The organism is Streptomyces sp. NPDC005151, assembly GCF_053599875.1.
The window spans coordinates 1-25547 of sequence record NZ_JBSFYR010000027.1 but is presented as its reverse complement, the minus strand read 5'-3'; the positions used below and the strand labels follow the sequence as shown (position 1 = coordinate 25547).

28 protein-coding genes and 1 pseudogene are annotated in these 25547 nt (G+C 70.4%); 7 read left to right on the top strand and 22 right to left on the bottom strand.

What is annotated here, in order from left to right; genetic code table 11:
• Nucleotides 1-17: 17 nt before the first annotated feature.
• The 5 genes from ACWD6R_RS16910 to ACWD6R_RS16890 form a co-directional block, all read right to left on the bottom strand.
• Nucleotides 18-248: a hypothetical protein gene (locus ACWD6R_RS16910; RefSeq protein WP_037691698.1), complete on the bottom strand. Its 231-nt coding sequence runs from the start codon at nt 246-248 to the stop codon at nt 18-20.
• A 78-nt stretch (nt 249-326) separates the two neighbouring features.
• Complete coding sequence (locus ACWD6R_RS16905) at nt 327-1907, bottom strand: TROVE domain-containing protein (RefSeq protein ID WP_451819388.1); 1581 nt, start codon at nt 1905-1907, stop codon at nt 327-329.
• A 494-nt stretch (nt 1908-2401) separates the two neighbouring features.
• Entirely contained in the window at nt 2402-3859 is a 1458-nt protein-coding gene (locus tag ACWD6R_RS16900) for an alkaline phosphatase PhoX (RefSeq protein ID WP_451819387.1), read from the bottom strand.
• A 377-nt stretch (nt 3860-4236) separates the two neighbouring features.
• A complete protein-coding gene (locus ACWD6R_RS16895) occupies nt 4237-5697 on the bottom strand; it encodes a hypothetical protein (RefSeq protein ID WP_451819386.1) in 1461 nt (486 codons plus the stop codon).
• Nucleotides 5698-6115: 418 nt separating this feature from the next.
• Nucleotides 6116-6829 (bottom strand): antibiotic biosynthesis monooxygenase, encoded by a 714-nt coding sequence (locus ACWD6R_RS16890; protein ID WP_451819385.1) that lies wholly within the window; start codon nt 6827-6829, stop codon nt 6116-6118.
• 303 nt (nt 6830-7132) lie between these two features.
• Here ACWD6R_RS16890 and ACWD6R_RS16885 point away from each other — a divergent pair, with 303 nt between their 5' ends.
• Nucleotides 7133-7576: an N-acetyltransferase family protein gene (locus tag ACWD6R_RS16885; protein WP_451819384.1), complete on the top strand. Its 444-nt coding sequence runs from the start codon at nt 7133-7135 to the stop codon at nt 7574-7576.
• Between the two features lie 15 nt (nt 7577-7591).
• Here the strand turns inward: ACWD6R_RS16885 and ACWD6R_RS16880 are convergent, their stop codons facing one another.
• On the bottom strand, nt 7592-8245 hold the full coding sequence (locus ACWD6R_RS16880; protein ID WP_451819383.1) for a DUF4232 domain-containing protein: 654 nt from the start codon (nt 8243-8245) through the stop codon (nt 7592-7594).
• A 206-nt stretch (nt 8246-8451) separates the two neighbouring features.
• Between ACWD6R_RS16880 and dapA the strand changes: the two genes are divergently transcribed.
• Nucleotides 8452-9354, top strand: a complete 903-nt coding sequence (gene dapA / locus ACWD6R_RS16875; RefSeq protein ID WP_451819382.1) for a 4-hydroxy-tetrahydrodipicolinate synthase — start codon at nt 8452-8454, stop codon at nt 9352-9354.
• On the opposite strand, the gene dapD is transcribed toward dapA, so the two are convergent.
• On the bottom strand, nt 9351-10337 hold the full coding sequence (dapD, locus tag ACWD6R_RS16870; RefSeq protein ID WP_451819381.1) for a 2,3,4,5-tetrahydropyridine-2,6-dicarboxylate N-succinyltransferase: 987 nt from the start codon (nt 10335-10337) through the stop codon (nt 9351-9353). The two genes, dapA and dapD, sit on opposite strands and share 4 nt — an antisense overlap.
• Nucleotides 10338-10424: 87 nt before the next feature.
• Nucleotides 10425-10610, bottom strand: a complete 186-nt coding sequence (locus ACWD6R_RS16865) for a hypothetical protein (protein ID WP_451819380.1) — start codon at nt 10608-10610, stop codon at nt 10425-10427.
• Between the two features lie 224 nt (nt 10611-10834).
• Here ACWD6R_RS16865 and ACWD6R_RS16860 point away from each other — a divergent pair, with 224 nt between their 5' ends.
• Nucleotides 10835-11704: a winged helix-turn-helix transcriptional regulator gene (locus ACWD6R_RS16860; RefSeq protein ID WP_451819379.1), complete on the top strand. Its 870-nt coding sequence runs from the start codon at nt 10835-10837 to the stop codon at nt 11702-11704.
• Nucleotides 11705-11770: 66 nt separating this feature from the next.
• On the opposite strand, the gene ACWD6R_RS16855 is transcribed toward ACWD6R_RS16860, so the two are convergent.
• Together ACWD6R_RS16855 and ACWD6R_RS16850 are read right to left on the bottom strand one after the other, a co-directional pair.
• Nucleotides 11771-12307 carry a TetR/AcrR family transcriptional regulator gene (locus ACWD6R_RS16855; RefSeq protein ID WP_451819378.1) on the bottom strand — a complete coding sequence of 179 codons (537 nt, stop codon included), beginning with the start codon at nt 12305-12307 and terminating at the stop codon, nt 11771-11773.
• Complete coding sequence (locus ACWD6R_RS16850; RefSeq protein WP_451819377.1) at nt 12307-12627, bottom strand: DMT family transporter; 321 nt, start codon at nt 12625-12627, stop codon at nt 12307-12309. Before ACWD6R_RS16850 ends, ACWD6R_RS16855 begins: the two co-directional genes overlap by 1 nt.
• 227 nt (nt 12628-12854) lie before the next feature.
• On the opposite strand from ACWD6R_RS16850, the gene ACWD6R_RS16845 reads away from it, so the two are divergent.
• Nucleotides 12855-13877 (top strand): DUF7847 domain-containing protein, encoded by a 1023-nt coding sequence (locus ACWD6R_RS16845; RefSeq protein WP_451819376.1) that lies wholly within the window; start codon nt 12855-12857, stop codon nt 13875-13877.
• Between the two features lie 16 nt (nt 13878-13893).
• Here ACWD6R_RS16845 and ACWD6R_RS16840 read toward each other — a convergent pair whose 3' ends face one another.
• From ACWD6R_RS16840 to ACWD6R_RS16800, 9 genes are all read right to left on the bottom strand, one after another.
• Complete coding sequence (locus ACWD6R_RS16840; protein WP_451819375.1) at nt 13894-14259, bottom strand: VOC family protein; 366 nt, start codon at nt 14257-14259, stop codon at nt 13894-13896.
• 237 nt (nt 14260-14496) lie between these two features.
• Entirely contained in the window at nt 14497-14844 is a 348-nt protein-coding gene (locus tag ACWD6R_RS16835; RefSeq protein WP_037691711.1) for a metal-sulfur cluster assembly factor, read from the bottom strand.
• Nucleotides 14841-15296, bottom strand: coding sequence for a Fe-S cluster assembly sulfur transfer protein SufU (gene sufU, locus ACWD6R_RS16830; RefSeq protein WP_037691713.1), 456 nt, complete (start codon nt 15294-15296; stop codon nt 14841-14843). The genes ACWD6R_RS16835 and sufU overlap by 4 nt, the downstream gene beginning before the upstream one ends.
• A gap of 10 nt (nt 15297-15306) precedes the next feature.
• On the bottom strand, nt 15307-16563 hold the full coding sequence (locus ACWD6R_RS16825; protein WP_451819374.1) for a cysteine desulfurase: 1257 nt from the start codon (nt 16561-16563) through the stop codon (nt 15307-15309).
• Nucleotides 16560-17324, bottom strand: coding sequence for a Fe-S cluster assembly ATPase SufC (sufC, locus tag ACWD6R_RS16820; RefSeq protein WP_451819373.1), 765 nt, complete (start codon nt 17322-17324; stop codon nt 16560-16562). Before sufC ends, ACWD6R_RS16825 begins: the two co-directional genes overlap by 4 nt.
• 7 nt (nt 17325-17331) lie before the next feature.
• Nucleotides 17332-17649 carry a bifunctional 3-phenylpropionate/cinnamic acid dioxygenase ferredoxin subunit gene (locus ACWD6R_RS16815; RefSeq protein ID WP_030919832.1) on the bottom strand — a complete coding sequence of 106 codons (318 nt, stop codon included), beginning with the start codon at nt 17647-17649 and terminating at the stop codon, nt 17332-17334.
• The gene (gene sufD / locus ACWD6R_RS16810) at nt 17649-18830 is read right to left on the bottom strand and encodes a Fe-S cluster assembly protein SufD (protein WP_451819372.1); all 1182 of its coding nucleotides are present in this window, start codon (nt 18828-18830) and stop codon (nt 17649-17651) included. The genes ACWD6R_RS16815 and sufD overlap by 1 nt, the downstream gene beginning before the upstream one ends.
• A gap of 58 nt (nt 18831-18888) precedes the next feature.
• Complete coding sequence (gene sufB / locus ACWD6R_RS16805) at nt 18889-20310, bottom strand: Fe-S cluster assembly protein SufB (protein ID WP_326603017.1); 1422 nt, start codon at nt 20308-20310, stop codon at nt 18889-18891.
• Nucleotides 20307-21047, bottom strand: a complete 741-nt coding sequence (locus tag ACWD6R_RS16800; RefSeq protein ID WP_451819371.1) for a helix-turn-helix transcriptional regulator — start codon at nt 21045-21047, stop codon at nt 20307-20309. Before ACWD6R_RS16800 ends, sufB begins: the two co-directional genes overlap by 4 nt.
• A 136-nt stretch (nt 21048-21183) precedes the next feature.
• On the opposite strand from ACWD6R_RS16800, the gene ACWD6R_RS16795 reads away from it, so the two are divergent.
• The 3 genes from ACWD6R_RS16795 (at nt 21184) to ACWD6R_RS16785 (ending at nt 23967) form a co-directional block, all read left to right on the top strand.
• Nucleotides 21184-22110 carry an ABC transporter ATP-binding protein gene (locus ACWD6R_RS16795; RefSeq protein ID WP_451819370.1) on the top strand — a complete coding sequence of 309 codons (927 nt, stop codon included), beginning with the start codon at nt 21184-21186 and terminating at the stop codon, nt 22108-22110.
• Nucleotides 22107-22874 carry an ABC transporter permease gene (locus ACWD6R_RS16790; protein ID WP_451819369.1) on the top strand — a complete coding sequence of 256 codons (768 nt, stop codon included), beginning with the start codon at nt 22107-22109 and terminating at the stop codon, nt 22872-22874. The genes ACWD6R_RS16795 and ACWD6R_RS16790 overlap by 4 nt, the downstream gene beginning before the upstream one ends.
• Nucleotides 22875-22953: 79 nt before the next feature.
• Nucleotides 22954-23967 carry a COX15/CtaA family protein gene (locus ACWD6R_RS16785; protein ID WP_451819368.1) on the top strand — a complete coding sequence of 338 codons (1014 nt, stop codon included), beginning with the start codon at nt 22954-22956 and terminating at the stop codon, nt 23965-23967.
• Nucleotides 23968-24055: 88 nt separating this feature from the next.
• Here ACWD6R_RS16785 and ACWD6R_RS16780 read toward each other — a convergent pair.
• From ACWD6R_RS16780 to ACWD6R_RS16770, 3 genes and pseudogenes are all read right to left on the bottom strand, one after another.
• Nucleotides 24056-24651, bottom strand: a pseudogene (locus tag ACWD6R_RS16780) (amidohydrolase); the annotation flags it as partial.
• 33 nt (nt 24652-24684) lie between these two features.
• Nucleotides 24685-25044: a hypothetical protein gene (locus ACWD6R_RS16775; RefSeq protein ID WP_451819367.1), complete on the bottom strand. Its 360-nt coding sequence runs from the start codon at nt 25042-25044 to the stop codon at nt 24685-24687.
• A 94-nt stretch (nt 25045-25138) separates the two neighbouring features.
• On the bottom strand, nt 25139-25547 hold a 409-nt coding region (locus ACWD6R_RS16770; protein ID WP_451819366.1), incomplete at its 5' end, for a UbiA family prenyltransferase.

Genomic DNA, 25547 nt, shown 5'->3' with positions numbered 1-25547 from the left:
CGTGCTCGCCGCCCCTCTCAGAGCTTGGTCAGCTTGGAGTACGGGCTCAGGATCCTCCCCTGTCGCCCCGAGAAGTCGATGAGCACTGCGTCGTTGTCGCCCTCGACAGCAAGAACTCGACCGAGTCCGAACTGGTCATGCGACACCCTGTCGCCCACATCGAACAATTCGACCGGTGGGGCCGCCTGGGCCGGGCGGTTGAAGGGACTGGAAGGCAGGTAACGCCGGGATCCGGCTGACTGTTTCATTACCTTGAGTATGCGCCCTGGGAACGCCCGACGCCATGCCCGACCACTCCTGGGGGCGCACTGATGCCGGATTCGTAATCAGCGATTCCAGGGCCAGTCGGCGTCTCTACCCGCTTCCAGCAGGGGCACCATGCGGAATGCCGCGTCCGAAAGACCCCCGAAGGTGTGGCGGTTCGCGCTTCCCGACGGGGCGTGACCGACCCGGTATCCGGCCAGATTCCAGGTGTAGACGGGCACGTCGGACGGCACGGCCGCGGTGGCATCCGCGGCGTACGAGAACGACGCCTGCTCGTCGGTGACGATCAGCACCCGGTCGTGTTCCCGGAAGTGCCGGCGCACCGCCTCCGCGGTGTTGGTGCCGCCGAGGTCACCGAAGCGCTCCAGGGCCTTCAGGACGGACTCGCCCTTCCGGTACGCGACCGATGCGCTGTTCGTGCCGAACTGCACCAGATCGGCCTCGTCGGCCCGCAGCGCCAGCGCCGCACCGAAGATCGCGGCGGCGTCGGCCCGGTTGAGCCGGGAGCGGTCCGAGAGCGGCGACCGCATCGAGCCCGAGCGGTCGACCAGGATCAGCGTCCTCCCGCGCAGGGCGGGGACATGCGCCAGCGAGTGGCCGAGCGCCTGCTCCAGCGGGTAGGCCCAGCGCAGCGACGGAGCGTGCCGGTACGCCGCGAGATAGCGGAACGGGAACTGCCGCGATGCGGCGACCACGGCCGGGTCGGAGATCTTCGCCGCCACCTGGGCGGCGACCTCGTCCGAGACACCGGCCTCGTCGAAGTTCCGCAGGTTGCGGACGAGCGCCATCGCCCCCATCGACGGGATGACCGCCTCCCAGGCCGCGGCGTCCATCGGACCCTGCAGCCAGCCCGCGAGGGCCTCCCACGTCATGCCCGCCGCGGCCAGTCGGTCGGCCCCGCCGGGTGCGGTCACGGCGGCCCGCCGCTCCTCGACCGGCAGCTCCATCAGCGCCCGGTGGGCGGTGAGGATGCGGTTCGAGGCGGGCGGAACCGCCACCTCCGGGTGGTGCCTGCGATCGAGCGCGTAACGGAACAGCTCGCCCTGCCCTGCCTTTTCCGCGTCGGGCACGGCGTGCACCAGGTTCAGGATGTCGCCGAAGCGGTAGCCCCTGGACGCGGTGTCGTACTTCAGCAGCGACGTCGCGTGGTAGAGGCGGCGTACGGCATCGGCGATCCCGCGCTTGACGGGCTTCGGCACAGCGCGGCCGTACCGCGAGGTCCAGTACCCGAGCAGCTCACCGGGCTCGTCGGCGCGCAGCAGGACGGAGTCGACGACCTGCCGGTTGGACGGCCCGTCCTCGGCACCCGCGTCGAGCCGCGCCTTCACGTACTCGGCGGCGCCGACGATCGACGCGGTCCGCATCCCGCCCTCGCGGCGCAGCCACCCCAGCAGACCGGCGGTCCACTCGGGGTCGCCGACGGCGAGGATACGCACCAGCTCCGCGAAACGGCTGTCGCGCTGCTCGGCGTTCTCGTAAAAGGTCTGCTGCGAAACAAAATGGGCGACCGCGAGCAGAAAGAGCTCGGAGCGGTTGTCGCGAAGATATCCGCGGCCGCCCTGATGGGTGGGCGCGGTACGCCCGGTGGACTGCACGGGCGAGGCGACACGGGGCTTGGTGGTACGGGTGTTGAAGCGGGTCATGATGAATTCCCCCGAATTCACTCGGAGGAGGAACAGCGCGTGCGGTGCCCGAGGTCAGGAGGCGGCGACGGCATTTCTGATGCTCTACCCGGTTGAGCTACCGGCCGTGGCCGGACGGGACTTGAACCCGCAACCCTCAGTTCACATGAAGTAGCCGTCGCCTGCGCACCGGGCACCGCCGACGCTGCGCCTCCCGAGATCAGAGTCGGCGACGGCGGAACTTGTTTCGAAGAAGTAGCCGCAGCCTGCGCACCGGGAGGTGCATGCAGTTCATGAAGTTGTCTGTGACCAGAGATCAGAGTCGGCGGAACCGACGAGGGCGTTCCACCCCTGAACCACACCGGTCGGAAAACCGGCGGCGGGACTCGAACCCGCGATCTCCCCCTTGGAAGTAGGTCCTGCCTTCGCACCTGGACACGGACAGAACTCTAGAGGATCAACCTCCGGACGCACCAAAGCTTTTCATCGGAGACCCGAGAGCAGTCCGCGCGGCGTCAGTGCCGGTCCGGCTGGCGCTTCCACGGGCCCGTGATGGCGAGCATGATGCCGGGCGTCTGGATGTTGGCGAACAGCGTCTTCCCGTCCGGCGAAAACGTGACCCCGGTGAACTCGCTGTACTCCGGCTTCTCAGCCGTGCCCGCGTTCAGCTCGTTGCGCGCGATCGGGTACGTACGGCCGCTCTCGGTCGCCCCGAAGAGGTGCTGGATGCCCTCGCCGTCCTCGGCGATGACCAGACCGCCGTACGGCGAGACGGTGATGTTGTCCGGGCCGTCGAACGCGCCGTCCTTCGACGGGTCGGCGTTCACCCCGAGGAGCACCTTCAGCGTCAGCGTGCGGCGCTTCGGGTCGTAGAACCAGACCTGGCCGTCGTGCTGGACGGGGCTCTCCGCACGGGCGAACGAGGAGACGATGTACGCGCCGCCGTCGCCCCACCACATGCCTTCGAGCTTGCGGGCACGGGTGACGTCCTGGCTGCCGAACTGCTTGCGTACGGAGACGGTCTTGGCGTCACGGTCGACGACGTCGACCCAGTCCACGCCGTACACAGTGCCGATCTTCGTGGCGCGGGACAGGTCGTCGACGAACTGGCCGCTGCTGTCGAAGCACTTGGTGGCCTGGAGGACACCGGCGTCGTCGGCGAGCGTGCGCAGCTTGCCGCGGCCGTGCTTGAAGCCGTGCGGCGGGACCCAGCGGTAGAGCAGCCCGTTGGGACCGGCCGCGTCCTCGGTCAGGTAGGCGTGGCCGCGCTTGGGGTCGATGACGACGGCCTCGTGGGCGTACCGGCCGAACGCCTTGATGGGACGCGGGTCGCGGTTGGCGCGCTTGTCGTACGGGTCGACCTCGAAGACGTAGCCGTGGTCCTTGAGCAGACCGTTCTTGCCGGCCTTGTCCTCCGTCTCCTCGCAGGTGAGCCAGGTGCCCCACGGGGAGGCGCCACCGGCGCAGTTGGTGGACGTGCCGGCGATGCCGACCCACTCGGCCGTGTGGCCATCGCGGCGGGTCTCGACGACGGTGCAGCCACCGGCGGCGATCGGGTCGTAGACGAGACCCTCGGCGAGCGGGACCGGGTGCTCCCAGCCGGCCCGGGTGCCGCTCAGCTCGTGGTTGTTGACCAGCAGGGTGACGCCGCGCGGGCCCTCGAAGGTGGCCGTGCCGTCGTGGTTGGAGGGGGTGTACTCGCCGGAGTCCAGCTTGGTGACACCGCTGTGCGTGATGATGCGGTACGAGAATCCGGTGGGAAGCGCGAGTATGCCCTTCGGGTCGGTGACCAGCGGCCCGTAGCCGGGCTCGTCGTTGTGACCGTGACCGGGGTCGTCGTCGTGGCCCTGCCGGGAATCCTCGGCGGCAAGGGCGCCGGGGGCGGTGGCCAGGGCGGCGACGGTACCCGTCAGGGCGATGCCGGCGCCGGTGAGGGCGGACTGCTTGGTGAATTCCCTGCGCGTGAAGGGCATCACGTACTCCTGGAGCAGCTGGGGCGGGTTGGTTGCTGGCTCACGCTCCCGCCCCTGCGCCAACGGAAGTTGAACTGACGGCAACTTCGAACGGCACGCTTCCTGTGAACCTTCACAGAGTTCCTGCCGCCGCCATTCCCTCAGAGCCTGTCGGGTGACCTCTGATCGGGCGGCCACGCCCTGGCACGCACGCTTCCCGCGTTGCCGAAATGCCCTAGTAGCTCCTTCCTCAAGCTCTCAGCTTCGTTCGAGCAGGGGAGACCCCATCCGAGGGCCTTACGGCGCCTTGGAATCGCACGCACCAGACCGCGTCCGCTTTCCGATCGAAGGTCACCCGACAGGCTCTCAGCCGCCCGCCCCGGCCGCCGTGCCCGGCTTCAGCCGCCCGACCGCGACCGTGCCTTGAACGCCGCCTTGCGGGCGTCCTTCGCCTTCTTCTTGTCGCCGTGCAGCCGCCCCATCGCCTCCAGGACGTCCGCCGTTGCCGGGTGCTCCACCCGCCACGCCTGGTCGAAGAAGCCGCTGTGCTGGCCGGACAGCCCTTCGACCAGCCCTTGGAGCTCGTCCAGGTCGCCGGCCGCTTCCAGCTGCGCGGCAATCGTGTCGATGGCGAGCCAGAAGATCATCGCCTCCGGCGGCGGGGGCACGTCCGCCGCACCGCGCTCCGCGAGCCAGACCCGGGCGAGGCCGCCCAGCTCCGGGTCGTCGAGCACCGCGCGGACCGCGGGCTCCGCCTCCGCGCCGACCAGGGCGAGCGCCTGCTGGCAGTGCAGCCGACGGAGCGGGGCCTGCTGGTCCGCGCCGCGAGCCGCGTCCAGCAGCTCGCCCGCCGCGGCGCCGTCCGCCCCGCGGCGGGCGAGCCACTGCTCGACCTCGCTGCGGGCCGCCGCCTCCGGGTAGTACGCGACGCCACCGAGGAGCGCGTCGGCGCCCTTGTCGACAAGATCGCCGATCGCGGGGGCGTCGACACCGGCTTCCAGCATCCGGGCCCGGATGCCGTACAGACCGAGGGGGGTCAGCTTCACCATGCCGTACCGGCTGACGTCCTCGTCGTCGGCGGGCGGCTCCGCCGGGTCGCCCTCCTCGACGAGCAATGCCTCGTCCATCGGCCGGTAGGCGACGAGCCCGATCGGCTCGAGGAGCCGGAACTGGTCGTCGAGGCGCATCATCGCCTCCGACACCTGCTCCAGGATGTCGTCGGTGGGCTCACCCATGTCGTCGGGCACGATCATCGACGCGGCGAGCGCGGGCAGCGGGACGGGTGCCTCGCTGCCGCTGGCGTCGCCGACCGTGAGCAGATACAGGTTGCCGAGCACGCCGTCGAGGAATTCGGCTTCCGCCTCCGGGTCCCAGTCCAGGGCGTCGAAGTCGATCGAGCCGTCCTCGCCGACGAGGTCGGCGAGGTCGTCGAAGAAGGGCGCGGTGGCATCGGCGTGCACGGCCTCCAGGCCGTCGAGCCAGATCGCGAGGACGTCCTGCGGAGAGCCGCCGGTCAGCAGCCCCAGATTCTCGCCCGCGGACACGGTCCCCTCCGCGTCGTCCCCCTCCGCGTCGCCCTCCGGGTCGTGGACGTCGAGGAGCCCGGTGTCGACCGCCAGCCGCCACGCCTCACTGGCCTCCGCCGCGCCGTCCTCGTCCGCCGCCAGCCCGAGGTGCTCGGCCGCCGCGGGCAGCTGTGCTTCGACGAGCTCGCCACCGGCGCCGACCCGGGTCTCCGGTCCCGCCCAGCGGGCGAGCCGGACTGCGCGGGCGAGCAGAGGCGCGACGAGCGCGTCCCGTGCCAGCTCCGCCTCGGTGTGCAGCCGTACCGGCGGCAGGGTGGGGCGCTCTGCGGACATCAGGTGGTTCTCCTCGGGCGACGGGTTTCAGTCCGGCCGGCAATGGGGGCGGCGTCACGGGGCTCGGGCACGCACCTTCTCCCACCCTCATGTGCCGGTCGGACTCAGGCCGCCCAAGCGTAGACGCTTTCGCCCGATGCCGCCTGGTTCAGGCAGCAGACGGCGAACGGCCGCCCGGGGAACCCTGACAACTTCCGTACACAGCCAAGAGATTGGCGCGCATGGATCTCTCCCCGGTGCCCGCGCCGGTCACCGTCCCGGACCGCTCGGCGCCGTCCCGCCAAACGCCGCCTGCCACCCGGCGGCGGGCGGCCCGGCGGCGGGCGGCGGGCGGCGGGCGGCGGGCGTACCAGTGGCGTTCCATCGCCCCGAGGACAAGAAGGACGGCGGCGAGCCGGGGCAATATCCGCCTGGCCCGCTACCCGCCGGCCCGCAGACTGAGCGCGGGTGTGTAGCGGTGCACGCCGCCGCCGGATACCCCCGGATAGGACTGCACCCGCTCCCACTGCGGCGTCCTCGACCCGACGCCGTCCCCGGGAGCGCCGAGCGCGTCGATGTGCGCCTGCGCACTGACCCATTCCGCGTAGTTGAGTACGCGGGCCCCGTCGACGCTCACGTGGAAGTGCCCGGAGATACCGCCGGGGGCCGGCGCCGGGTCCGTGCCGAGCGCCTCGAACACACCGTCCACCCAGTCCCGTTGACGCGCTGCGTCCGGCCCGTCGAACTCGACGTCGACGATCACGATGCACCCCGGCTCGCGACGGACGCCCTCCTTCCGCACCCCGGAGCGGTAGAGCTCGTACGTGTGCGGCCCGAGCCGCCGGATCCCGGGCACGGCTGCGTCGATGTCGGCGTTGCGCGCGTCCCGGCCGCTGCGGACGAACTCCTGCCAGGCGTCCTCGCCGCTCCACTGCGCGTAGTGGAACAGCGTCCTCCCGTCGTCCCCCACGTGCACGGTGTACGCGAGCAGCCCCGGATGCGGCCAGTCCCGGCTGCCCCACGCCCTGCGGATGGCGTCGACGGTCTCCCGCTGCCGCCCGGGGGTGCCGACGTCCCACGTGCCGGCCTCGACGAGGCCCACGTCGTTGCGGGCGATGTCGGGACGGGACACGAACTGCACGCTCTCGCTCACAGCGAATCTCCTCACCGGCGCACCCGTGCGGTGCACCGCTGACGGCCACCCTGATACGTCAAGTCCGCTTGAGGTCAACCGTCGGCTTCACGGGTCCCCGGTTCACCCCGGCGCCGACGGCGCAGCACATGCAGCACGCCGTCGAGCACCCCGGCCCGACCGTCGTCGTCCCCGCAAGCCCACGCCGTTCCTGCTGCGCCTGTTGAGCGGCATGTCCGGGGCCGCACACCGTGCCGCTCGGTCACGCGGCCGCACCAATATCCGGCTACTGACCTCTCCGGCGCCCGTGCCAGACTCCGGGGCATGATCCTGCGCGTCGCCACCCGCCCCGACCTGCCCGCCGTCCTCGCGCTCCTCGCCGACGAGGAGCGCGTCGCCGACCCGGCCTCGGTCGTGGTCGACGAGGCGTACGAGAAGGCCTTCGCCGCCATCGAGAGCGACCCGCGCAACGAGATGCTGGTTCTGGTGGACGGCGACACCGTGCTGGGCTGCCTGCAGGTGACGTACATACCGGGGCTCGGCAGGCACGGCGAGGAGCGGGCGCTGATAGAGGCGGTACGGATCAGGGCGGACCGGCGGGGCGGCGGGCTGGGCCGGGAGCTGATGAAGCAGGCCGTCGACCGGGCCCGGCTGCGGGGGTGCGGGCTGGTGCAGCTGACCAGCAGCAAGCGGCGCACGGACGCGCACCGGTTCTACGAGTCGCTGGGCTTCGCCCGCAGCCACGAGGGCTTCAAGCTCGCCCTCTGACCCCCGCCCGGGGCACTACTGGGGCGAAACGGCTCGCCAGGCGGTCATGTTCAGCTCGTCAAGCAGCCGTACGTCGCTCCCCTCCAGCGGGAACGTGCGCGCCTCCAGCCCCGGGGCCGGTGCGATCTCCAGCGCGTCGCCCTCGATGAGGTCGCCGCCGGTCGGGGTGGACACCCAGGCGAGCAGTGCGTTCAGCGTCTTCCCCGGCTTCAGCATGACCTCCTTCGGCCCCCGGTCGGTCCCCATGTACGAGGAGCCCGGGTTCACCGGGACCGGCAACGGATCACCTTCGTCGTCCAGGGCCCGTACGGACGGGTAGCCGTCCACCCGGAACGGCTTGCTGCCGCAGTTGGTGAGGGTGAGCGACACGGCCCGGTGGCCCAGCGCCGCTTGCACCTCACCCATGTCCACGACGACGCCGGAGGACGGGCAGTCGCCCGTGGCGACAGCGCTCGGGGTGGGTGTGGGGCCGGGCGCGTCCCCTGTGGGCGGCCGGTCGGGGGACGGGGCGATGGCCAGGTCGGACGGATCCAGCTTGTCCGCGTGCACGTCCGGCGTGTACGACGCGCTCGGAGTCGGCTCCGGCTCGCCCTCGCCCGCCGGTACGAGAAATCCGGCGCATCCCGACAGCGTCAGAGCCAGCGCCCCGGCGGCGAGGCAGGCGGCCACCGCCCGTCTCCGCGCTCCGGTGCCCGTCCTCGTACCCGCCGGTCCCCGCATACCCGTGCACCCGCCCCCGTATCGGCCTGCCGCATAGGCGTTCGATCATGCCAGACCGCGGTCCCGGCCCCACGCCAATGGTTGAGCATTTCTTCCCCTTCACCTCAAGCAGAACTAAGTGGACCTTCACGGTCGGGGCGGCGGACACTTCGGACATGACAGTCCCTGAAGCCCCTGCCACCCCCGCAGCCCCCTTCGGCCGCGCCCTCTGCGCCATGATCACGCCGTTCACCGCCGACGGCGAACTGGACCTGGACGCTGCCGGGACCCACGCCGCCGGTCTCGTCGCCGACGGCTGTGACGGCCTGGTGCTCAGCGGCACCACCGGTGAGTCCCCGACCACCACCGACGCCGAGAAGACCGCGCTGCTGCGCGCGGTCCGTGAGGCGGTCGGCGCCGGTGTGCCGCTGGTCGCCGGGGTCGGCAGTGCGGACACCCGGCACACCGTCGAGCTGGCCCGGCAGGTCGAACGGGCAGGCGCGGACGGCCTGTTGGTCGTGACGCCCTACTACAGCAGACCGCCGCAGCCCGCCGTCGAGGCACACTTCAGACGCGTCGCCGACGCGACCGGCGTTCCGCTGATGCTGTACGACATCCCCGGCCGCACCGGCACCCGCATCGAGCCGGAGACCCTGCTGCGGCTCGCGGACCATCCGCGCATCGTGGCGGTGAAGGACTGCGCGTACGACCTGCTCGGCTCGACGAAGGTGATCGGCGCGGGTTCGCTCTCGTACTACTCGGGCTGCGAGGAGCTCAACCTGCCGCTGTACGCGGTGGGCGCGGCGGGCTATGTGAGTACGGTCGCCAATGTGGCGCCCCGGCAGCTGCGGGCGGTCCTGGACGCTTTCGACGCCGGGGACACCGCCGAGGCGGCCCGGCTCAACCGGCTGACCGTTCCGCTGGCCGAGTTGATGATGTCGTCCGGGCTGCCCGGCACCGTGACGGCCAAGGCGCTGCTCGGCGCCGGACCGGTCCGGGAACCGCTGCAGCCCGCCGGGCGCGAGGCGGCCGACGGGCTGCGGAAGGCGTACGAGGAACTCCTCGCCGCTACACGCTAGTTGTGGCTGTGCAGGACCTCGTTGAGGCCGTCCCACACCGCATTGTTCGGGCGGGCCTCGACGGCGCCGGTGACCGAGTTGCGGCGGAAGAGGATGTTCGAGGCGCCGGAGAGCTCCCGCGCCTTGACGATCTGGCCGTCCGGCAGGGTGATGCGCGTACCCGCGGTGACATACAGCCCCGCTTCGACGACGCACTCGTCGCCGAGCGCGATCCCGACGCCCGCCTCGGCGCCGATCAGGCAGCGCTCACCGATGACGATGCGCTCCTTGCCGCCGCCGGAGAGGGTACCCATCGTCGAGGCACCGCCACCGATGTCGGAGCCGTTGCCGACGACGACGCCCGCGGAGATGCGGCCCTCGATCATCGACGTGCCGAGCGTGCCGGCGTTGAAGTTGACGAAGCCCTCGTGCATGACCGTCGTGCCGGCGGCGAGGTGCGCGCCGAGCCTGACCCGGTCGGCGTCGGCGATCCGGACGCCCTTCGGGGCGACGTAGTCCGTCATCCGGGGGAACTTGTCGACCGAGGTGACCTGGAGGTGCAGGCCGTCGGCGCGGGCGTTCAGCCGCACCTTCTCCAGGTCGTCGACGGCGACCGGACCGAGCGACGTCCAGGCGACGTTGGTCAGGAGGCCGAAGACGCCGTCCAGGTTCTGGCCGTGCGGCTGGACGAGACGGTGCGAGAGGAGGTGCAGGCGCAGGTACGCGTCGTGGGCGTCGAGCGGCTTGTCGTCGAGCGAGGCGATGACCGTGCGCACGGCGACGACCTCGACACCGCGGCGGGCGTCCACGCCGACGGCCTTGGCCGCGCCCTCGCCGAGGAGGTTCACGGCCTGGTCGGGGGTGAGCCGTTCGGTTCCGGCCGGGCCGGGCTCGGCGGAGAGCTCGGGGGCAGGGAACCAGGTGTCGAGAACGGAACCGTCGCCGGCGATGGTGGCGAGGCCGGCGGCGACGGCGCCGGTGGTGCGGGAAGTCGTGTCGGTCATGACACGAAACCTAACCGGCAGGGCCCCGCCGGAGCCAACCGGTCCCGCCGGATGGTCGCGAGGGCCCCACCCGCCCGGACCACTCGGTCAGCCGGGCTGCGCCTGCCGCTCGGGCACCGGAGTCCGCGCCGGGGCCACCACGCGCACCGGCCCCCGCAGCCGCCGCGCCGCCAGCACCGCCACCCCCGCACCGCCGGCCAGCACCGCGCACACCGGCCAGAGCAGCTCGGGCGCGGCCGCGTAGAGCGCGCCGCCGAGCGGCGGGGCCGGCACCTGGCCGCTGATGGACGCCCCCGCGTAAAGGCTCGCACCATCCCGAAGATCCTCATCCGCAGCACCCTCCCCAGCGAGTTCCTTTTGGGAACGGACTATGGCAGCATGCTTTCCGCAGGTCAATCCGGTAACGGCCTCCCCCATGGTCGGGAGCCCACTCCCTGTCGTGGGGCAGGCCGTAAGGGGCGGCCTCGGCACGAGCAAGAACGGAAGAAGACGACGTCATGCCACAGCGCACCAGCCTGTCCGACGCCGACTGCGCGATCGCCCAGGCCCTCGATGTCGTCGGCGACTGGTGGACCCTGCTGATCGTGCGCGACACCGCGCGCGGGGTGCACCGCTTCGACGCGCTCCAGCACGAGCTGGGCATGTCCCGCAAGGTGCTCACCGAGCGGCTGCGGCTGCTGGTGGACGCGGGTGTGCTGTCCCGGGATCCGTACCAGGACCGCCCGGCCCGGTACGAGTACCGGCTCACCCCGCGCGGCCGCGCGCTGCTGCCGGTACTGATCGCGCTCCAGGACTGGGGCGACACCTGGGTGAGGGGAGACGGGGAGACGATGGCGACGGCCACGGAGACGTCCAAGGAGGCGGCGCGGGTGCACGCCCTGGTGGGCACCCGCCTGCCGGAGCTGCAACTCCTCGACTACGACGGCATGTTGCGCGACCCGGTCGCCGACACCCCGTACACCGTCCTGTACTGCTTCCCCAGCGCGTACGCCCGCCGGGACGCCTACCCGCGGGGCTGGGCCGAGATCCCGGGCGCGAGCGGCTGCACCCTCGAATCCTGCACGTACCGCGACCAGTTGGCCGAGTTCACCGCGGCGGGAGCGACGGTGCACGGAGTGTCCACCCAACGCCCGGACGAACAGCGGGCGTTCGCGGACGCGGAGGGGCTGCGCTTCCCGCTGCTGTCCGACGCGGAACTGGAGCTGGCGGCGGCGCTGCGACTGCCGACGTTCCGGGCGGCGGGAGTCAGCCGGCTGAAGCGGCTGACCCTGGTGGTGGACCGGGACCGGACGGTCCGCGAGGCGCTGTATCCGATCACGGACATCGAGGCGAGCGTGCAGGCGGCCTTGGCGGCGGTCCGCCGCTGACATCCCGGCGCCCGCCCGGGGCCGCCCACCGCCGAACCCGTCGACGCCCCGGGGCGGCCGACGCGGTCAGCCGATGATCCGCGCCAGCATCTCCCGCGCGTACGCCGCGTCGTAGCTCCCGCCCGTCAGCAGCACCTGCAGACAGATCCCGTCCATCAGCGCGATCAGTGCCCGCGCGGTGGCCGGGTCGGTGCGCCCGGCCAGCAGCTCGGCGGTGACATCCGTCCATTCAGCGGCGACCGGCTGCAGCACGGGCCGGCGCAGCGCCGCGAGGTAGAGCTCGTACTCCAGCTCCAGGCGCCCGCGCCCGCCGGAGAACCACTCCCCCAGCAGCCGGGCCAGCGCCTCGGCGAGATCCGCGTCCGGGGCGAGGAGGGCCTCGCTCTCCCGCATGGCCCGGGAGAATTTCTCGTTCGCGCGGCGCAGCGCGGCGACCAGCAGCTCGTCGAGCGAGGCGAAGTGATACGTCGTCGAGCCGAGCGGCACATCCGCCTCGGCTGCGACGGAACGGTGACTGAGCCCCGCGATGCCCTTGGCAGCGACCACCCGGATCGCCGCATCGATGATGCGGCCGCGCCGCTCGGGGTCGTACCGGCGGACCATCAGTGCGCTCCCCCCAGGTTGAGCACGACCACACCGGCAATGATCAGCGCGATGCCCGCCACCTTGACCAGGTTTCCGGACTCGCCCATGAAAAGAACCCCTATGGCGGCGACCGCCGCCGTGCCGATCCCGGCCCAGATGGCATAGGCGGTGCCCATGGACAGCGTCTTCAGGGTCTGCGCGAGCAGCGAGAAGGCGAGCAGATAGCCGGCGACGGTGATGAGCGAGGGCCAGAGCCGGGTGAAGCCCTCGCTGTACTTCATGGCCGTCGTCCCGGCCACCTCCGCCGCTATGGCCGCGGCCAGCAGTCCGTATCCCATGTGTACGAGTGTACGCATCGTTGCGTACGCTCGTACACATACCTGGGTGCGCAGAAGGGATCCGCCGCCCCACCAGGAGCGCTACCGTGTCCCGGCCAGCACATGGACCCCGACACGACGGAGCAGCAGTGACGCAGGACGCAGGGTGGGGCGGCGGTCCCGGGGGTCCTCCGTACGGAGGAGCGCCGTACGGAGGACCCCCCGGACCGCCGGGATGGGGCGGCTGGATGCCGCCGCCGAAGCCAGGGGTGATACCGCTCGCGCCGCTGAGCCTCGGGGACATCCTCAGCGGCGCGTTCTCCACGATGGGCCGCTACTGGAAGCAGCTCTTCGGCATCGGTGCGGCCGTGTACGGCGGGGCCGTCGTCGTGGTCGGCGCGGCGGTCGCGATCGCGTACTCCGCGGTCAGCGACCATCTGCACCGGGTCGTCGCGCTCTCCGCCGAGGAGAGCGCGCCCACGGAGGACATCACCCCGCTGATGATCGCCTTCGGCGCCGTCTGGCTGGTCGCCCTTCTGTCGCTCATGATCGGCACCGCCATGATGTACGCGACCGTACCGGCGGTCCTGCAGGACGCGGTCCTGGGGCGGCGGACGACGTTCGGCATCATCTGGCGCCGGGCCTGGGCCCGCGTACCGGCGGTCATCGGCACGGTGATCCTGACCGGGCTGATCACATTGATCCCACTGGTCTTCATGATTGTCGGCATGGTGTCCGCCATCGTCGCGGCCGTCGGCCTGGATGCCGGGTCCGGCGCCGCGGCGCTGATCTCGCTCGGCCTCCTCGGCGCCCTGGCGACGTTCCCGCTGGCGGCCTGGCTCTGGGTGAAGTTCTCCCTGGCCCCCTCCGCCGTCGTCTTCGAGGGACAGAGCCCGGTCGCGGCGCTGCGCCGCTCCTCGCAGCTGGTGCGCGGCGACTGGTGGCGGATCTTCGGCATCTCGCTGCTGGCGCTGATCATGGCGGCGGTGGGGAGCTACATCATCCAGATGCCGTTCTCGTTCCTCGGCCTGTTCTCGGGCATGATCAGCACAGCGAACCTGGACTCCGACCCGAGCGTCGCGGCCGTCATCGTCGCCGTGAGCGGCTACATGGTGGCCATGCTGCTGGGCCAGCTGATCGGCCAGCTCGTCTCGGCGACGTTCCCGCAGCTGGTGATCGGGCTGCTGTACGTGGACCGGCGGATGCGCAACGAGAACCTGGGCCCGGTCCTCGCCGAAGCAGCCGCCGCGCCCCCGCAGTTCGGTCCGTGAGCGCGGGTCGCGCCGCTCAGTCGATGAGCGAGTTCTTCGGGCTCAGCACGCAGAACTCGTTCCCCTCGGGGTCCGCCAGCAACACCCAGCCCGCATCGGCGGGCTGGCCGACGTCCACCCGGGTGGCCCCGAGGCCGATGATCCGCGCGACCTCCACGGCCTGGTCGTCGGGGGCGAGATCGATGTGCAGCCGGTTCTTGACCGTCTTCTCCTCCGGTACGGGGACGAAGGTGATGCCGGGCACGGCGTCCTTGTCGGCGCCGATGACGATTTCGTCGTCGGCCTCGAAGAGCACCGTCCAGTCGAGCACCCGGCACCAGAACCGGGCCTGCGACGGCAGATCGTGGGCGTCGACGACGATGGAGTAAAAGGAAACGGCCATGACCACCAGCCTGCCCTGCGGTCATGGCCGTTGGCCACACCGAATCGCGAAGCCGCGCTCGTCCGTCAGCTGCTGACGGTAAACCAGACGGAGCGGGACTTCTTCCACTCGGCGTGGTCGAGGTCCTTCGCCTCCGTGCCGCCGCCGTGCAGATCGGCCGAGCCGGCGTCCGTGATCAGCTGTGCAACGCCGAACGGCCCCCGGCGCGAGCCGGGGGCCGTTCGGAAGCGCAGAGGATCAGACGTTGAAGCCGAGCGCGCGCAGCTGCTCGCGTCCGTCATCCGTGATCTTGTCCGGGCCCCACGGCGGCATCCAGACCCAGTTGATCCGCAGCTCGTTGACGAGGCCGTCGGTCGCGGACTTCGCCTGGTCCTCGATGACATCGGTCAGCGGGCAGGCCGCGGACGTCAGGGTCATGTCGAGGGTGGCGATGTTGGCGTCGTCGATGTGGATGCCGTAGATCAGGCCCAGGTTGACGACGTCGATGCCCAACTCGGGGTCGACGACGTCGTACAGCGCCTCGCGGACCTCCTCCTCGGAGGCCGGCTTGGTGGTCAGTACTTCTGGCGTACCGTGATCGCTCATGCCATCTTCCCTTCGGACAGCGCCTTCGCCGTCGCGTCCTTCCACGCCATCCAGCTCAGCAGCGCGCACTTGACCCGGGCCGGGTACTTCGAGACACCGGCGAACGCGACCGCGTCCTCCAGCACCTCCTCCATCGCGTCGTCCGGCTCGAGCTGGCCCTTCGACTGCATCAGCTCCAGGAAGGTCTCCTGGATCTTCTGCGCCTCGCCCAGCTCCTTGCCGACCAGCAGCTCGTTCAGCACGGAGGCGCTGGCCTGACTGATGGAACAGCCCTGGCCCTCGTACGACACATCGGCGATGGTCTCGCCGTCGTACTTCACCCGGAGCGTGATCTCGTCTCCGCACGTCGGGTTGACGTGGTGCACCTCGGCGTCGCCGTCCCGCAGGCCGCGCCCGTGGGGGTGCTTGTAGTGGTCCAGGATCACTTCCTGGTACATCGAATCAAGCTTCACCAGTCAACCCTCAGCCGAAGAAGTTCCGTACGTGCTCCAGACCGTCCACCAGGGCGTCGACCTCGGCGGGCGTGGAGTACAGATAGAACGACGCTCGCGTCGTCGCAGGAATTCCGTACCGCAGGCAGACCGGCCGTGCGCAGTGGTGTCCGACCCGGACCGCGATGCCCTGCTCGTCGAGGACCTGGCCCACGTCGTGCGGGTGGATGTCGCCGAGCGTGAAGGAGATCGTGGCGCCGCGGTCCTCCGCGGTGGACGGACCGATGATCTTCAGGTCCGGGACCTCCAGGAGGCGCTTCACCGCGTACTCGGTGATCGCGTGCTCGTGCTGGAAGATCTTGTCCATGCCGATCGCCGAGAGGTAGTCCACGGCCGCGCCGAGGCCGACGGCCTGCGCGATCGGGGGCGTACCCGCCTCGAACTTGTGCGGCGCCGGGGCGTATGTCGACGAGTGCATCGACACGGTCTCGATCATCTCGCCGCCACCGAGGAACGGCGGCAGGTCCTCCAGGAGCTCCTGCCGTCCCCAGAGCACGCCGATGCCGGTCGGGCCGACCATCTTGTGGCCGGTGAAGGCCACGAAGTCGGCCTGCAGCGCCTGCACGTCGAGCACCATGTGCGGGGCGGCCTGCGAGGCGTCGATGCAGACCAGCGCGCCGACCTGCTGGGCGCGGCGGATGATCTTCTCGACCGGGTTGATCGTGCCCATGATGTTGGAGACCAGCGTGAAGGAGACGATCTTCGTCTTCTCCGTGATGATCTCGTCTATGTCGGACAGGTCGAGGCGGCCGTCGTCGGTGATGCCGAACCACCTCAGCTTCGCACCGGTGCGCTGCGCGAGCAGCTGCCACGGCACGATGTTGGAGTGGTGCTCCATCTCCGTGATGACGATCTCGGTCTCGTGGTCCACCCGGTAGGGCTCGTCGGCCCAGCCGAGCATGTTGGCCACGAGGTTGAGCGACTCCGAGGCGTTCTTGGTGAAGATCACCTCGTTGCGGCTCGGCGCGTTGATGAAGGCGGCGACCTTGTCGCGGGCGCCTTCGTACAGCGCCGTGGCCTCCTCCGCGATCGTGTACACGCCGCGGTGGACGTTGGCGTTGTGCCGCTCGTAGTACTCGCTGAGCGCGTCGAGGACCTGGCGCGGCTTCTGCGAAGTCGCCGCACTGTCCAGGTAAACGATCTTCTTCCCGTCGTGGACCGTACGATCCAGCAGGGGGAAGTCCTTGCGGATCGCCTCGGTGTCGAGGAGCCCCGGCAGCTGTGTCACGCGGAAGCGCCACCCTTCACATATGCCTCGTAGCCCTCGTTCTCCAGCTTGTCGGCGAGCTCGGCGCCGCCGGACTCGGCAATACGGCCGTTGGCGAAGACGTGCACGAAGTCGGGCTTGATGTAACGGAGGATCCGGGTGTAGTGCGTGATCAGCAGCGTGCCGACCTCGCCGCTCTCGCGCACCCGGTTGACGCCCTCGGAGACGACGCGCAGGGCGTCGACGTCCAGGCCGGAGTCGGTCTCGTCGAGGATCGCGACCTTCGGCTTGAGAAGCTCCAGCTGAAGGATCTCGTGGCGCTTCTTCTCACCGCCGGAGAAGCCCTCGTTGACGTTGCGCTCGGCGAACGCGGGGTCCATCTGGAGGTCGGCCATCGTCTCCTTGACCTCCTTCACCCACGTACGCAGCTTGGGCGCCTCGCCCCGGACGGCGGTGGCGGAGGTACGCAGGAAGTTGGAGACCGAGACACCGGGGACCTCGACCGGGTACTGCATGGCCAGGAAGAGGCCGGCGCGGGCGCGCTCGTCGACGGTCATCGCCAGGACGTCCTCGCCGTCCAGGGTCACCGTGCCGCTGGTGATCGTGTACTTGGGGTGACCTGCGAGGGAGTACGCGAGGGTCGACTTGCCGGACCCGTTGGGGCCCATGATGGCGTGGGTCTCGCCCTGCTTCACGATCAGGTCGACGCCCTTGAGGATCTCCTTCGTGGCGTTGTCGGCCTCGACGGAGACGTGCAGGTCGCGGATTTCAAGCGTTGCCATGGGTGACTCAGGACTCCTGGGTGACGGAGACGAGCACATCGTCCCCTTCGATCTTGACGGGGTATACGGGGACGGGGCGCGTCGCGGGAAGGCCGGACGGCTTGCCGGTGCGCAGGTCGAAGCTGGAGCCGTGCAGCCAGCACTCGATCATGCAGTCCTCGACCTCTCCCTCGGACAGTGAGACGTTCGCGTGCGAGCAGATGTCGTTGATCGCGAACACCTCGCCCTCGGTGCGGACGAGAGAGACCGGCGTTCCGTCGAGTTCCACCCGCTTCGGGGTGTCTTCTTCCAGCTCGCTCAGCGCACAGACTTTGACGAAGGCCATCAGACGGAAGCCTTCAGCTCGGCCTCGATCTTGTCGAGCAGACGGGCCTCGACGTCCGGCAGACCGATGTGCTGGACCAGCTCGGCGAAGAAGCCGCGCACGACGAGCCGACGGGCATCCTCGGCCGGGATGCCGCGGGACATCAGGTAGAAGAGCTGCTCGTCGTCGAAGCGGCCGGTCGCGGAGGCGTGTCCGGCGCCGACGATCTCGCCGGTCTCGATCTCCAGGTTAGGCACCGAGTCGACCCGCGCGCCGTCCGTGAGGACGAGGTTGCGGTTCATCTCGTAGGTGTCGGTGCCCTCGGCCCTGGCCTGGATGAGCACGTCGCCGATCCACACCGCGTGCGCGCCGTCGCCCTGGAGCGCGCCCTTGTAGACGGCGTTGGACTTGCAGTGCGGGGTGTTGTGGTCGACGAAGAGGCGGTGCTCCTGGTGCTGGCCCTTGTCGGTGAAGTACAGACCGAAGAGCTCCGCCTCGCCACCGGTGCCCGCGTAGGAGACCCGCGGGTGGAGGCGGACCAGGTCGCCGCCGAAGGTGACGACGATCGACTTGAAGGTGGCGTCCCGGCCGATCAGCGCGTTGTGCTGGGCGGCGTGGACGGCGGTGTCGTCCCAGTCCTGGACGGAGACGACGGTGAGCTTGGCGCCGTCACCGAGGACGTAATCGACGTTGCCCGCGACGACCGCGTCACCGGTGTGGTCGATGACGACGACGGCCTCGGCGAAGGCTCCCAGCTCGATGACCTGGTGGGCGTAGGCCACACCGCCCTCGCCGTGCACGGCGATCCGGATCGGCTCGGGAAGCACGGCCTCCTTGGCGACCGTGATGACCGAGGCCTTCTCGAAGGACGAGTACGCCTGGGCGGCGACGCGGTCCACCGGGGTGCCGGCCCGGCCGATCCGCGCGTCGTCGCGGCCGACGGTCTCGACGGTGACGCCCTCGGGGACATCGATCTCGACCTTGACGGCGCCACCGGTCGCGACGGCCGTGCCGTCGTGCAGGCCGCGCAGCCGCTCCAGCGGCGTGAACCGCCACTCCTCCTCGCGGCCGTGCGGGACCGGGAAGTCCGCGACGTCGAAGGACGGGGGCGCGCTCATGCGCGTGGCGACGGTCGACTCGGCGGCCACCGCGATGGACCCGGTGGTGGTGGACCCCGCCGGAATGTTCTGAGCCTCAGCCATGGCTGTCGTAGTGCTCGCTTTCTCTGTCAAAAGTCGGGGATTCGGTCGTCAGGCTGTGCTAGCCGACCGAACCCTCCATCTGCAGCTCGATCAGCCGGTTGAGCTCAAGCGCGTACTCCATGGGCAGCTCGCGCGCGATCGGCTCGACGAAGCCGCGCACGATCATGGCCATGGCCTCGAACTCGGTCAGACCGCGGCTCATCAGGTAGAAGAGCTGGTCCTCGGAGACCTTGGAGACAGTGGCCTCGTGACCCATGGACACGTCGTCCTCACGGACGTCCACGTACGGGTACGTGTCGGAGCGGGAGATCGTGTCGACCAGGAGCGCGTCGCACAGCACGTTGGACTTGGAGCCCGCGGCGCCCTCGCCGATCTCGACCAGACCGCGGTACGAGGTACGGCCGCCGCCTCGCGCCACCGACTTGGAGACGATGTTGGAGGAGGTGTTCGGCGCCATGTGGACCATCTTGGATCCGGCGTCCTGGTGCTGGCCCTCGCCCGCGAAGGCGATGGAGAGCGTCTCGCCCTTGGCGTGCTCGCCCATCAGGTAGACGGCCGGGTACTTCATGGTGACCTTGGAGCCGATGTTGCCGTCGACCCACTCCATGGTCGCGCCCTCGTACGCCACGGCGCGCTTGGTGACCAGGTTGTAGACGTTGTTCGACCAGTTCTGGATCGTCGTGTAGCGGCAGCGGCCGCCCTTCTTCACGATGATCTCGACGACGGCGGAGTGCAGCGAGTCCGAGGAGTAGATCGGCGCGGTGCAGCCCTCGACGTAGTGGACGTAGGCGTCCTCGTCGACGACGATCAGCGTCCGCTCGAACTGGCCCATGTTCTCCGTGTTGATACGGAAGTAGGCCTGCAGCGGGATGTCGACGCGGACACCCTTCGGCACGTAGATGAACGAGCCACCGGACCACACGGCCGAGTTCAGCGAGGCGAACTTGTTGTCGCCGACCGGGATGACGGTGCCGAAGTACTCCTTGAAGAGCTCCGGGTGCTCCTTCAGCGCGGTGTCCGTGTCGAGGAAGATGACGCCCTGCTCCTCCAGGTCCTCACGGATCTGGTGGTAGACGACCTCGGACTCGTACTGCGCGGCGACACCGGCGACCAGGCGCTGCTTCTCCGCCTCCGGGATGCCGAGCTTGTCGTACGTGTTCTTGATGTCCTCGGGCAGGTCCTCCCAGGACTCCGCCTGCTTCTCGGTGGACCGCACGAAGTACTTGATGTTGTCGAAGTCGATGCCCGACAGGTCCGAGCCCCAGTTCGGCATGGGCTTCTTGTCGAACAGCCGCAGGCCCTTGAGGCGGAGCTTCAGCATCCACTCGGGCTCGTTCTTCTTCGCCGAGATGTCACGTACGACAGCCTCGGAGAGGCCGCGCTTGGCCGCCGCGCCTGCCGCGTCGGAGTCGGCCCAGCCGAATTCGTATGTACCCAGACCCTCGAGCTCAGGGTGGGCAGTCTCCGTGGGGAGCGTCATGCGGGGTTCCTCCCGGCCGTGCTTGCAGATGCTGATGTGGTGGTCTGTGCGGCTGAGGGGCCGCTGCGCGGAATGAACGTCGTGCACACACCGTCACCGTGGGCGATGGTGGCCAGACGCTGTACATGAGTCCCGAGCAGCTGGGAGAAGCTTTCCGTCTCCGCCTCGCACAGCTGCGGGAACTGCTCGGCGACATGGGCGACCGGGCAGTGGTGCTGGCACAGCTGCTCGCCCTGCCGTGGGCCCGGCGCGCTTCGCGCCGTAGCAGCGTACCCGTCGGCCGACAAAGCCTTGGCCAGCGCCTCGGTGCGCGCCACGGGGTCCGCGGCCTCGATCGCCGCGCGGTACGCCTCCGACTGGGCGGCGGTCCTGGCGCGGACGAAGGCGAGAACCGCCTCGTCGCCCGAGGTCTCCGCGATCCACCGCAGCGCGTCGGCGGCGAGCTTGTCGTACGACTGGTCGAAGGCGTCCCGGCCACAGTCGGTCAGGGCGAACACCTTGGCCGGACGCCCGCGGGTCCGCGCCCCGTACACCCGCTGTTCGCGGGCCTCGACGACATCGTCGGAGAGGAGGGCGTCGAGATGGCGGCGGACGGCGGCCTGGGTCAGCCCGAGCCGCTTCGCCAGGTCGGCGACGGTGGACGGGCCGTGGTCCAGGATGGAGCGCGCGACCCGGTTGCGCGTCGAGCGCTCGCCGGTCGCGAGTTCCTCCTGCGGAGCCTCGCCAACGTATTTCACAACGCCATTGTTGCGTAATTCCTCCGGCCCTGACAACCACGGTCCGAAACGATCAACGGTGGATTTCGTCACTAAGGGTTACCTAATCCGGCCCCCGGGGACTCGCCCGCCGGGCCGCTGCCTAGACTTACCGGCCATGAAGAACGAGCCGGTCGTGCAGATCCGTGGCCTGGTGAAGCGGTACGGCGCCAAGACCGCGGTGAACGGCCTCGACCTGGGCGTACGCACCGGTGCGGTCACCGCCGTCCTCGGCCCCAACGGCGCCGGCAAGACCACCACCGTCGAGACCTGCGAGGGCTACCGCCGCCCCGACGCCGGGACCGTACGCGTCCTCGGCCTCGACCCGGTCGCCGACGCCTCGGAGCTCCGCCCCCGGATCGGCGTGATGCTGCAGTCGGGTGGCGTCTACTCCGGGGCGCGGGCCGACGAGATGCTCCGCCACATGGCGAAACTGCACGCCCATCCGCTGGACGTCGACGCGCTGATCGAGCGTCTCGGCCTCGGCAGCTGCGGCCGGACGACGTACCGCCGGCTCTCCGGCGGCCAGCAGCAGCGCCTCGCCCTGGCGATGGCCGTCGTCGGCCGCCCCGAGCTGGTGTTCCTGGACGAGCCGACCGCGGGCCTCGACCCGCAGGCCCGCCGCTCCACCTGGGATCTCGTACGGGAGCTGCGCGCCGACGGCGTGTCGGTCGTCCTCACCACCCACTTCATGGACGAGGCCGAGACGCTCGCCGACGATGTCGCCATCATCGACGCGGGCCGGGTCATCGCCCAGGGCAGCCCGGAGCTGCTGTGCCGCGGCGGCGCCGAGAACACCCTGCGCTTCACCGGCCGCCCCGGTCTCGGCCTCGGCTCGCTGCTGAAGGCGCTGCCCGACGGCACGCAGGCGGCCGAGCCCATCACCGGCACGTACCGCATCACCGGCCAGGTCGACCCACAGCTGCTGGCCACCGTCACCTCCTGGTGCGCGCAGCACGGCGTGATGCCCGATGGCATCTCCGTCGAGCGTCACACCCTGGAGGACGTCTTCCTGGAACTGACCGGCAAGGAGCTGCGCGCATGAGCGCCGGTACGTACGCCCCGCGGCCCGGTGCCGCCCCGCTGCCCCGGATGATCGGTGCGCAGACCGCGCTGGAGACGCAGATGCTGCTGCGCAACGGCGAGCAGCTGCTCCTGACGGTGATCATTCCGACGCTGCTGCTGGTGCTGTTCAGCGCCGTCGACATCGTGGACACCGGCGCGGGCAGGTCCGTCGACTTCCTGGCGCCCGGCATTCTCGCGCTCGCCGTGATGTCCACCGCCTTCACCGGCCAGGCCATCGCGACCGGCTTCGAGCGGCGGTACGGCGTGCTCAAGCGCCTCGGTGCCTCACCGCTGCCCCGCTGGGGGCTGATGACCGCGAAGACCCTCGCGGTACTGGTCACCGAGGTGCTGCAGGTCGTACTGCTGACGGTGATCGCGTTCGCGCTGGGCTGGTCGCCGCACGGCAACCCGCTCGCCGTCCTGCTGCTGCTCGTGCTCGGCACCGCCGCGTTCTCCGGGCTCGGCCTGCTGATGTCCGGGACACTGAAGGCGGAGGCGACGCTCGCCGCCGCCAACCTGGTCTTTCTGCTGCTGCTGGTCGGCGGCGGGGTCATCGTGCCGCTGGACAAGTTCCCGGACGCGGCGCAGTCCGTGCTGGGGCTGCTGCCGATCGCGGCCCTGTCCGACGGGCTGCGGGACGTGCTCCAGCACGGTGCCTCGATGCCGTGGGGCGATCTCGGGATCCTCGCGGTCTGGGCGGTGCTCGGGCTGGGCGCGGCGGCAAAGTTCTTCCGCTGGGAATGACCGGCGGCGACGGCGTGCGGCATGACGTTTCGAGGTAACTCGTCCCCCTCGTGAAAGCTTGCACAAGCCGCCGCTTACGATGGTGCGCGTGCCCAAGCTGACCCGAGCCGACGTCGCTCAAGCCGCGCGAAACCCGCTCCTCTTCATCGCCGAACGCTGGACCCCGTCCCCCCGGACGGTCCGCCGTGCGGCGATGTCGGCCGTGGTGATGGCCGTCGTCATCGTGGTCACCGGCGGTGCGGTGCGGCTGACCGGCTCCGGTCTCGGCTGCCCCACCTGGCCCAAGTGCACCGACGAGTCCCTGACGGCGACGAGCGCGATGGGCTTCCACGGCGCCATCGAGTTCGGCAACCGGATGCTCACCTACGTGCTGTGCGCGGCGGTCGGCTGGGCGATCATCACGGCCCGCTCCGCGCAGCCCTGGCGGCGCAGCCTCACCCGGCTCGGCTGGGCGCAGTTCTGGGTGGTCATGGGCAACGCCGTGCTCGGCGGCATCGTCGTGCTGGTCGGCCTCAACCCGTACACCGTCGCGGCCCACTTCCTGCTCTCCACCGCGCTGCTCACGGTCGCCGTCGTGACCTGGCAGCGGGTTCGGGAGGGCGACGCGGAGCCGCGTCCGCTGGTCGGCAAGGCGGTCTCGCAGCTGACCTGGCTGCTGGCGGCCGCGGCCGGCCTGCTGATCGCTGTCGGCACGGTCGTGACGGGTGCCGGGCGGCATGCGGGCGACTCCAGCGACGTCCACCGCATCCCGCTCGACTGGAAGATGATCGCGCAGCTCCACGCCGACCTGGCCTGGGCCGTGGTGGCGCTGACGGTCGCGCTCTGGTTCGTGCTGAAGGCCGTCGACGCGCCGGTCGGTCCGCTGCACCGCACCCGTGATCTCTTCCTGGTGCTGATGTCGCAGGGTGTGATCGGGTACGTGCAGTACTTCACCGACACCCCGGAGATCCTGGTCGGGCTGCACATGCTCGGTTCGTGCCTGGTGTGGATCGCCGTCGTGCGGGTGGTGCTCTCGCTGCGCGAGCGCCCGGTGGCGACCGCCCCGGTGCCCGCCCCCGCCGCGGAGACCCCGGAGCCCGCAGCCGCCGGCTGAGAGCCTGTCGGGTGACCTCTGATCGGGCGGCCACGCCCTGGCACGCACGCTTTCCGATCGAAGGTCACCCGACAGGCTCTGAGCCCTGCTACGAGGGCCGCCGGTCCAGCCCGTACACCCGGCGCGCGTTGCCGGACGCGATCATCGCGGCGACCCGCGTGGCGTCGGTGCGCGACCACGCGCCGTCCGCCACCCAGCCGCCCAGCACCCTGCCGAGCGCCTCACGGAACTGCCGCGCCCCCACCACATTCAGTTCCGGCAGCCCCTGAGCGCCGCTGGAGAACAGCAGCTTGCCGAACGGGGCGAGCTCCAGGGCCTCCGCGAGGACGGCCGCGGCGCGCGCTCCCGTACGGGCCGGGGCGGCGCCCACGTCGGCGTACACATGCGGATGGATGCTCGCCAGCACTGCGGCGTGCCGGTGGTGCGGATAGCTGTGCAGCAGTACGAGATCGCTGCCGAGCCCGGCCGTCGCGGCGGCGAATCCCGCCGTCCGCCGGGGGTCGGTTGTGCGCAGCTGCAGCGGCCGCCCGCGGCGATCGCGGTCCACAGCAGATGCCGCAGCAGCACCGGGTCGTCGGGGGTCGCGTACGGCGTGCGCGGGCCGCCGGCACCGGTCCGTGCCGCTCGGCGTTCCGCCTCCCGCCCGGCCAGCCACCGTCCGGCCGCGCCGCGCACCTCGCCCGGTGGGATGCGCCCGGAGATGTCCCGGGCGGCGGCTCAGCCCTTGTTGGAGGGGCCGCCGACCTGGATCCCGGCCATCCGCGTCCACTCGTACGGGCCGGTGCGGACCTTGGCGGCGAACTCTCCGTCGAAGGACTCGTGCATCGTGATCCCGGCCTTCGCGGTGGCACTCTCGGCGACCGCGTACGAGGGTGCGACCAGGTCGCCCCAGCCGCCGTCCTCGCCGACCAGCACGATGCGGGTGCCCATCTGCCCGATGTAGGCGAGCTGCCCCTCGGCGCCGCCGTGCGCCTTGGCGAAGGCGCCGATCTGCTTGGCGAGCCTGGCTGCCCTGCGCTCCGCGCGGGCGGCCTGCTTCCTGTCGTCAACCTGCTGGGTCTCTGCCGTGTCTGCCATGCAACGGATGCTACCGATGGGTAGATCAACTGGCGACGGGCGGGGCACGTGGCATGGGCCACGTACCCCGCCCGTCGGCAGGAGCGAAACGGTGTCAGCGCAGGAACGGGTCGACCGCGACGGCAACGAACAGCAGCGACACATAGGTGATCGACCAGTGGAACAGTCGCATTTCCTTGAGCTTGGCACCGGACACCCCGGCCTTCGCCCGGTTCTGCAGGCCGTGCGCCTCCCAGAGCCAGAACCCGCCGGTCAGCAGCGCCACGGCCGTGTAGAACCAGCCGGTGTAGCCGAGCGGGGTCAGCAGCAGCGACACCGCCACCATCACCCAGCTGTAGATGACGATCTGGCGGGCCACCACCCGGTTGGACGCGATGACCGGGAGCATCGGTACGCCGACACGGGCGTAGTCGTCCTTGACCTTCATCGACAGCGGCCAGTAGTGCGGCGGCGTCCAGAAGAAGATGACGGCGAAGAGGATGACCGCGGCCCAGGACATCGAA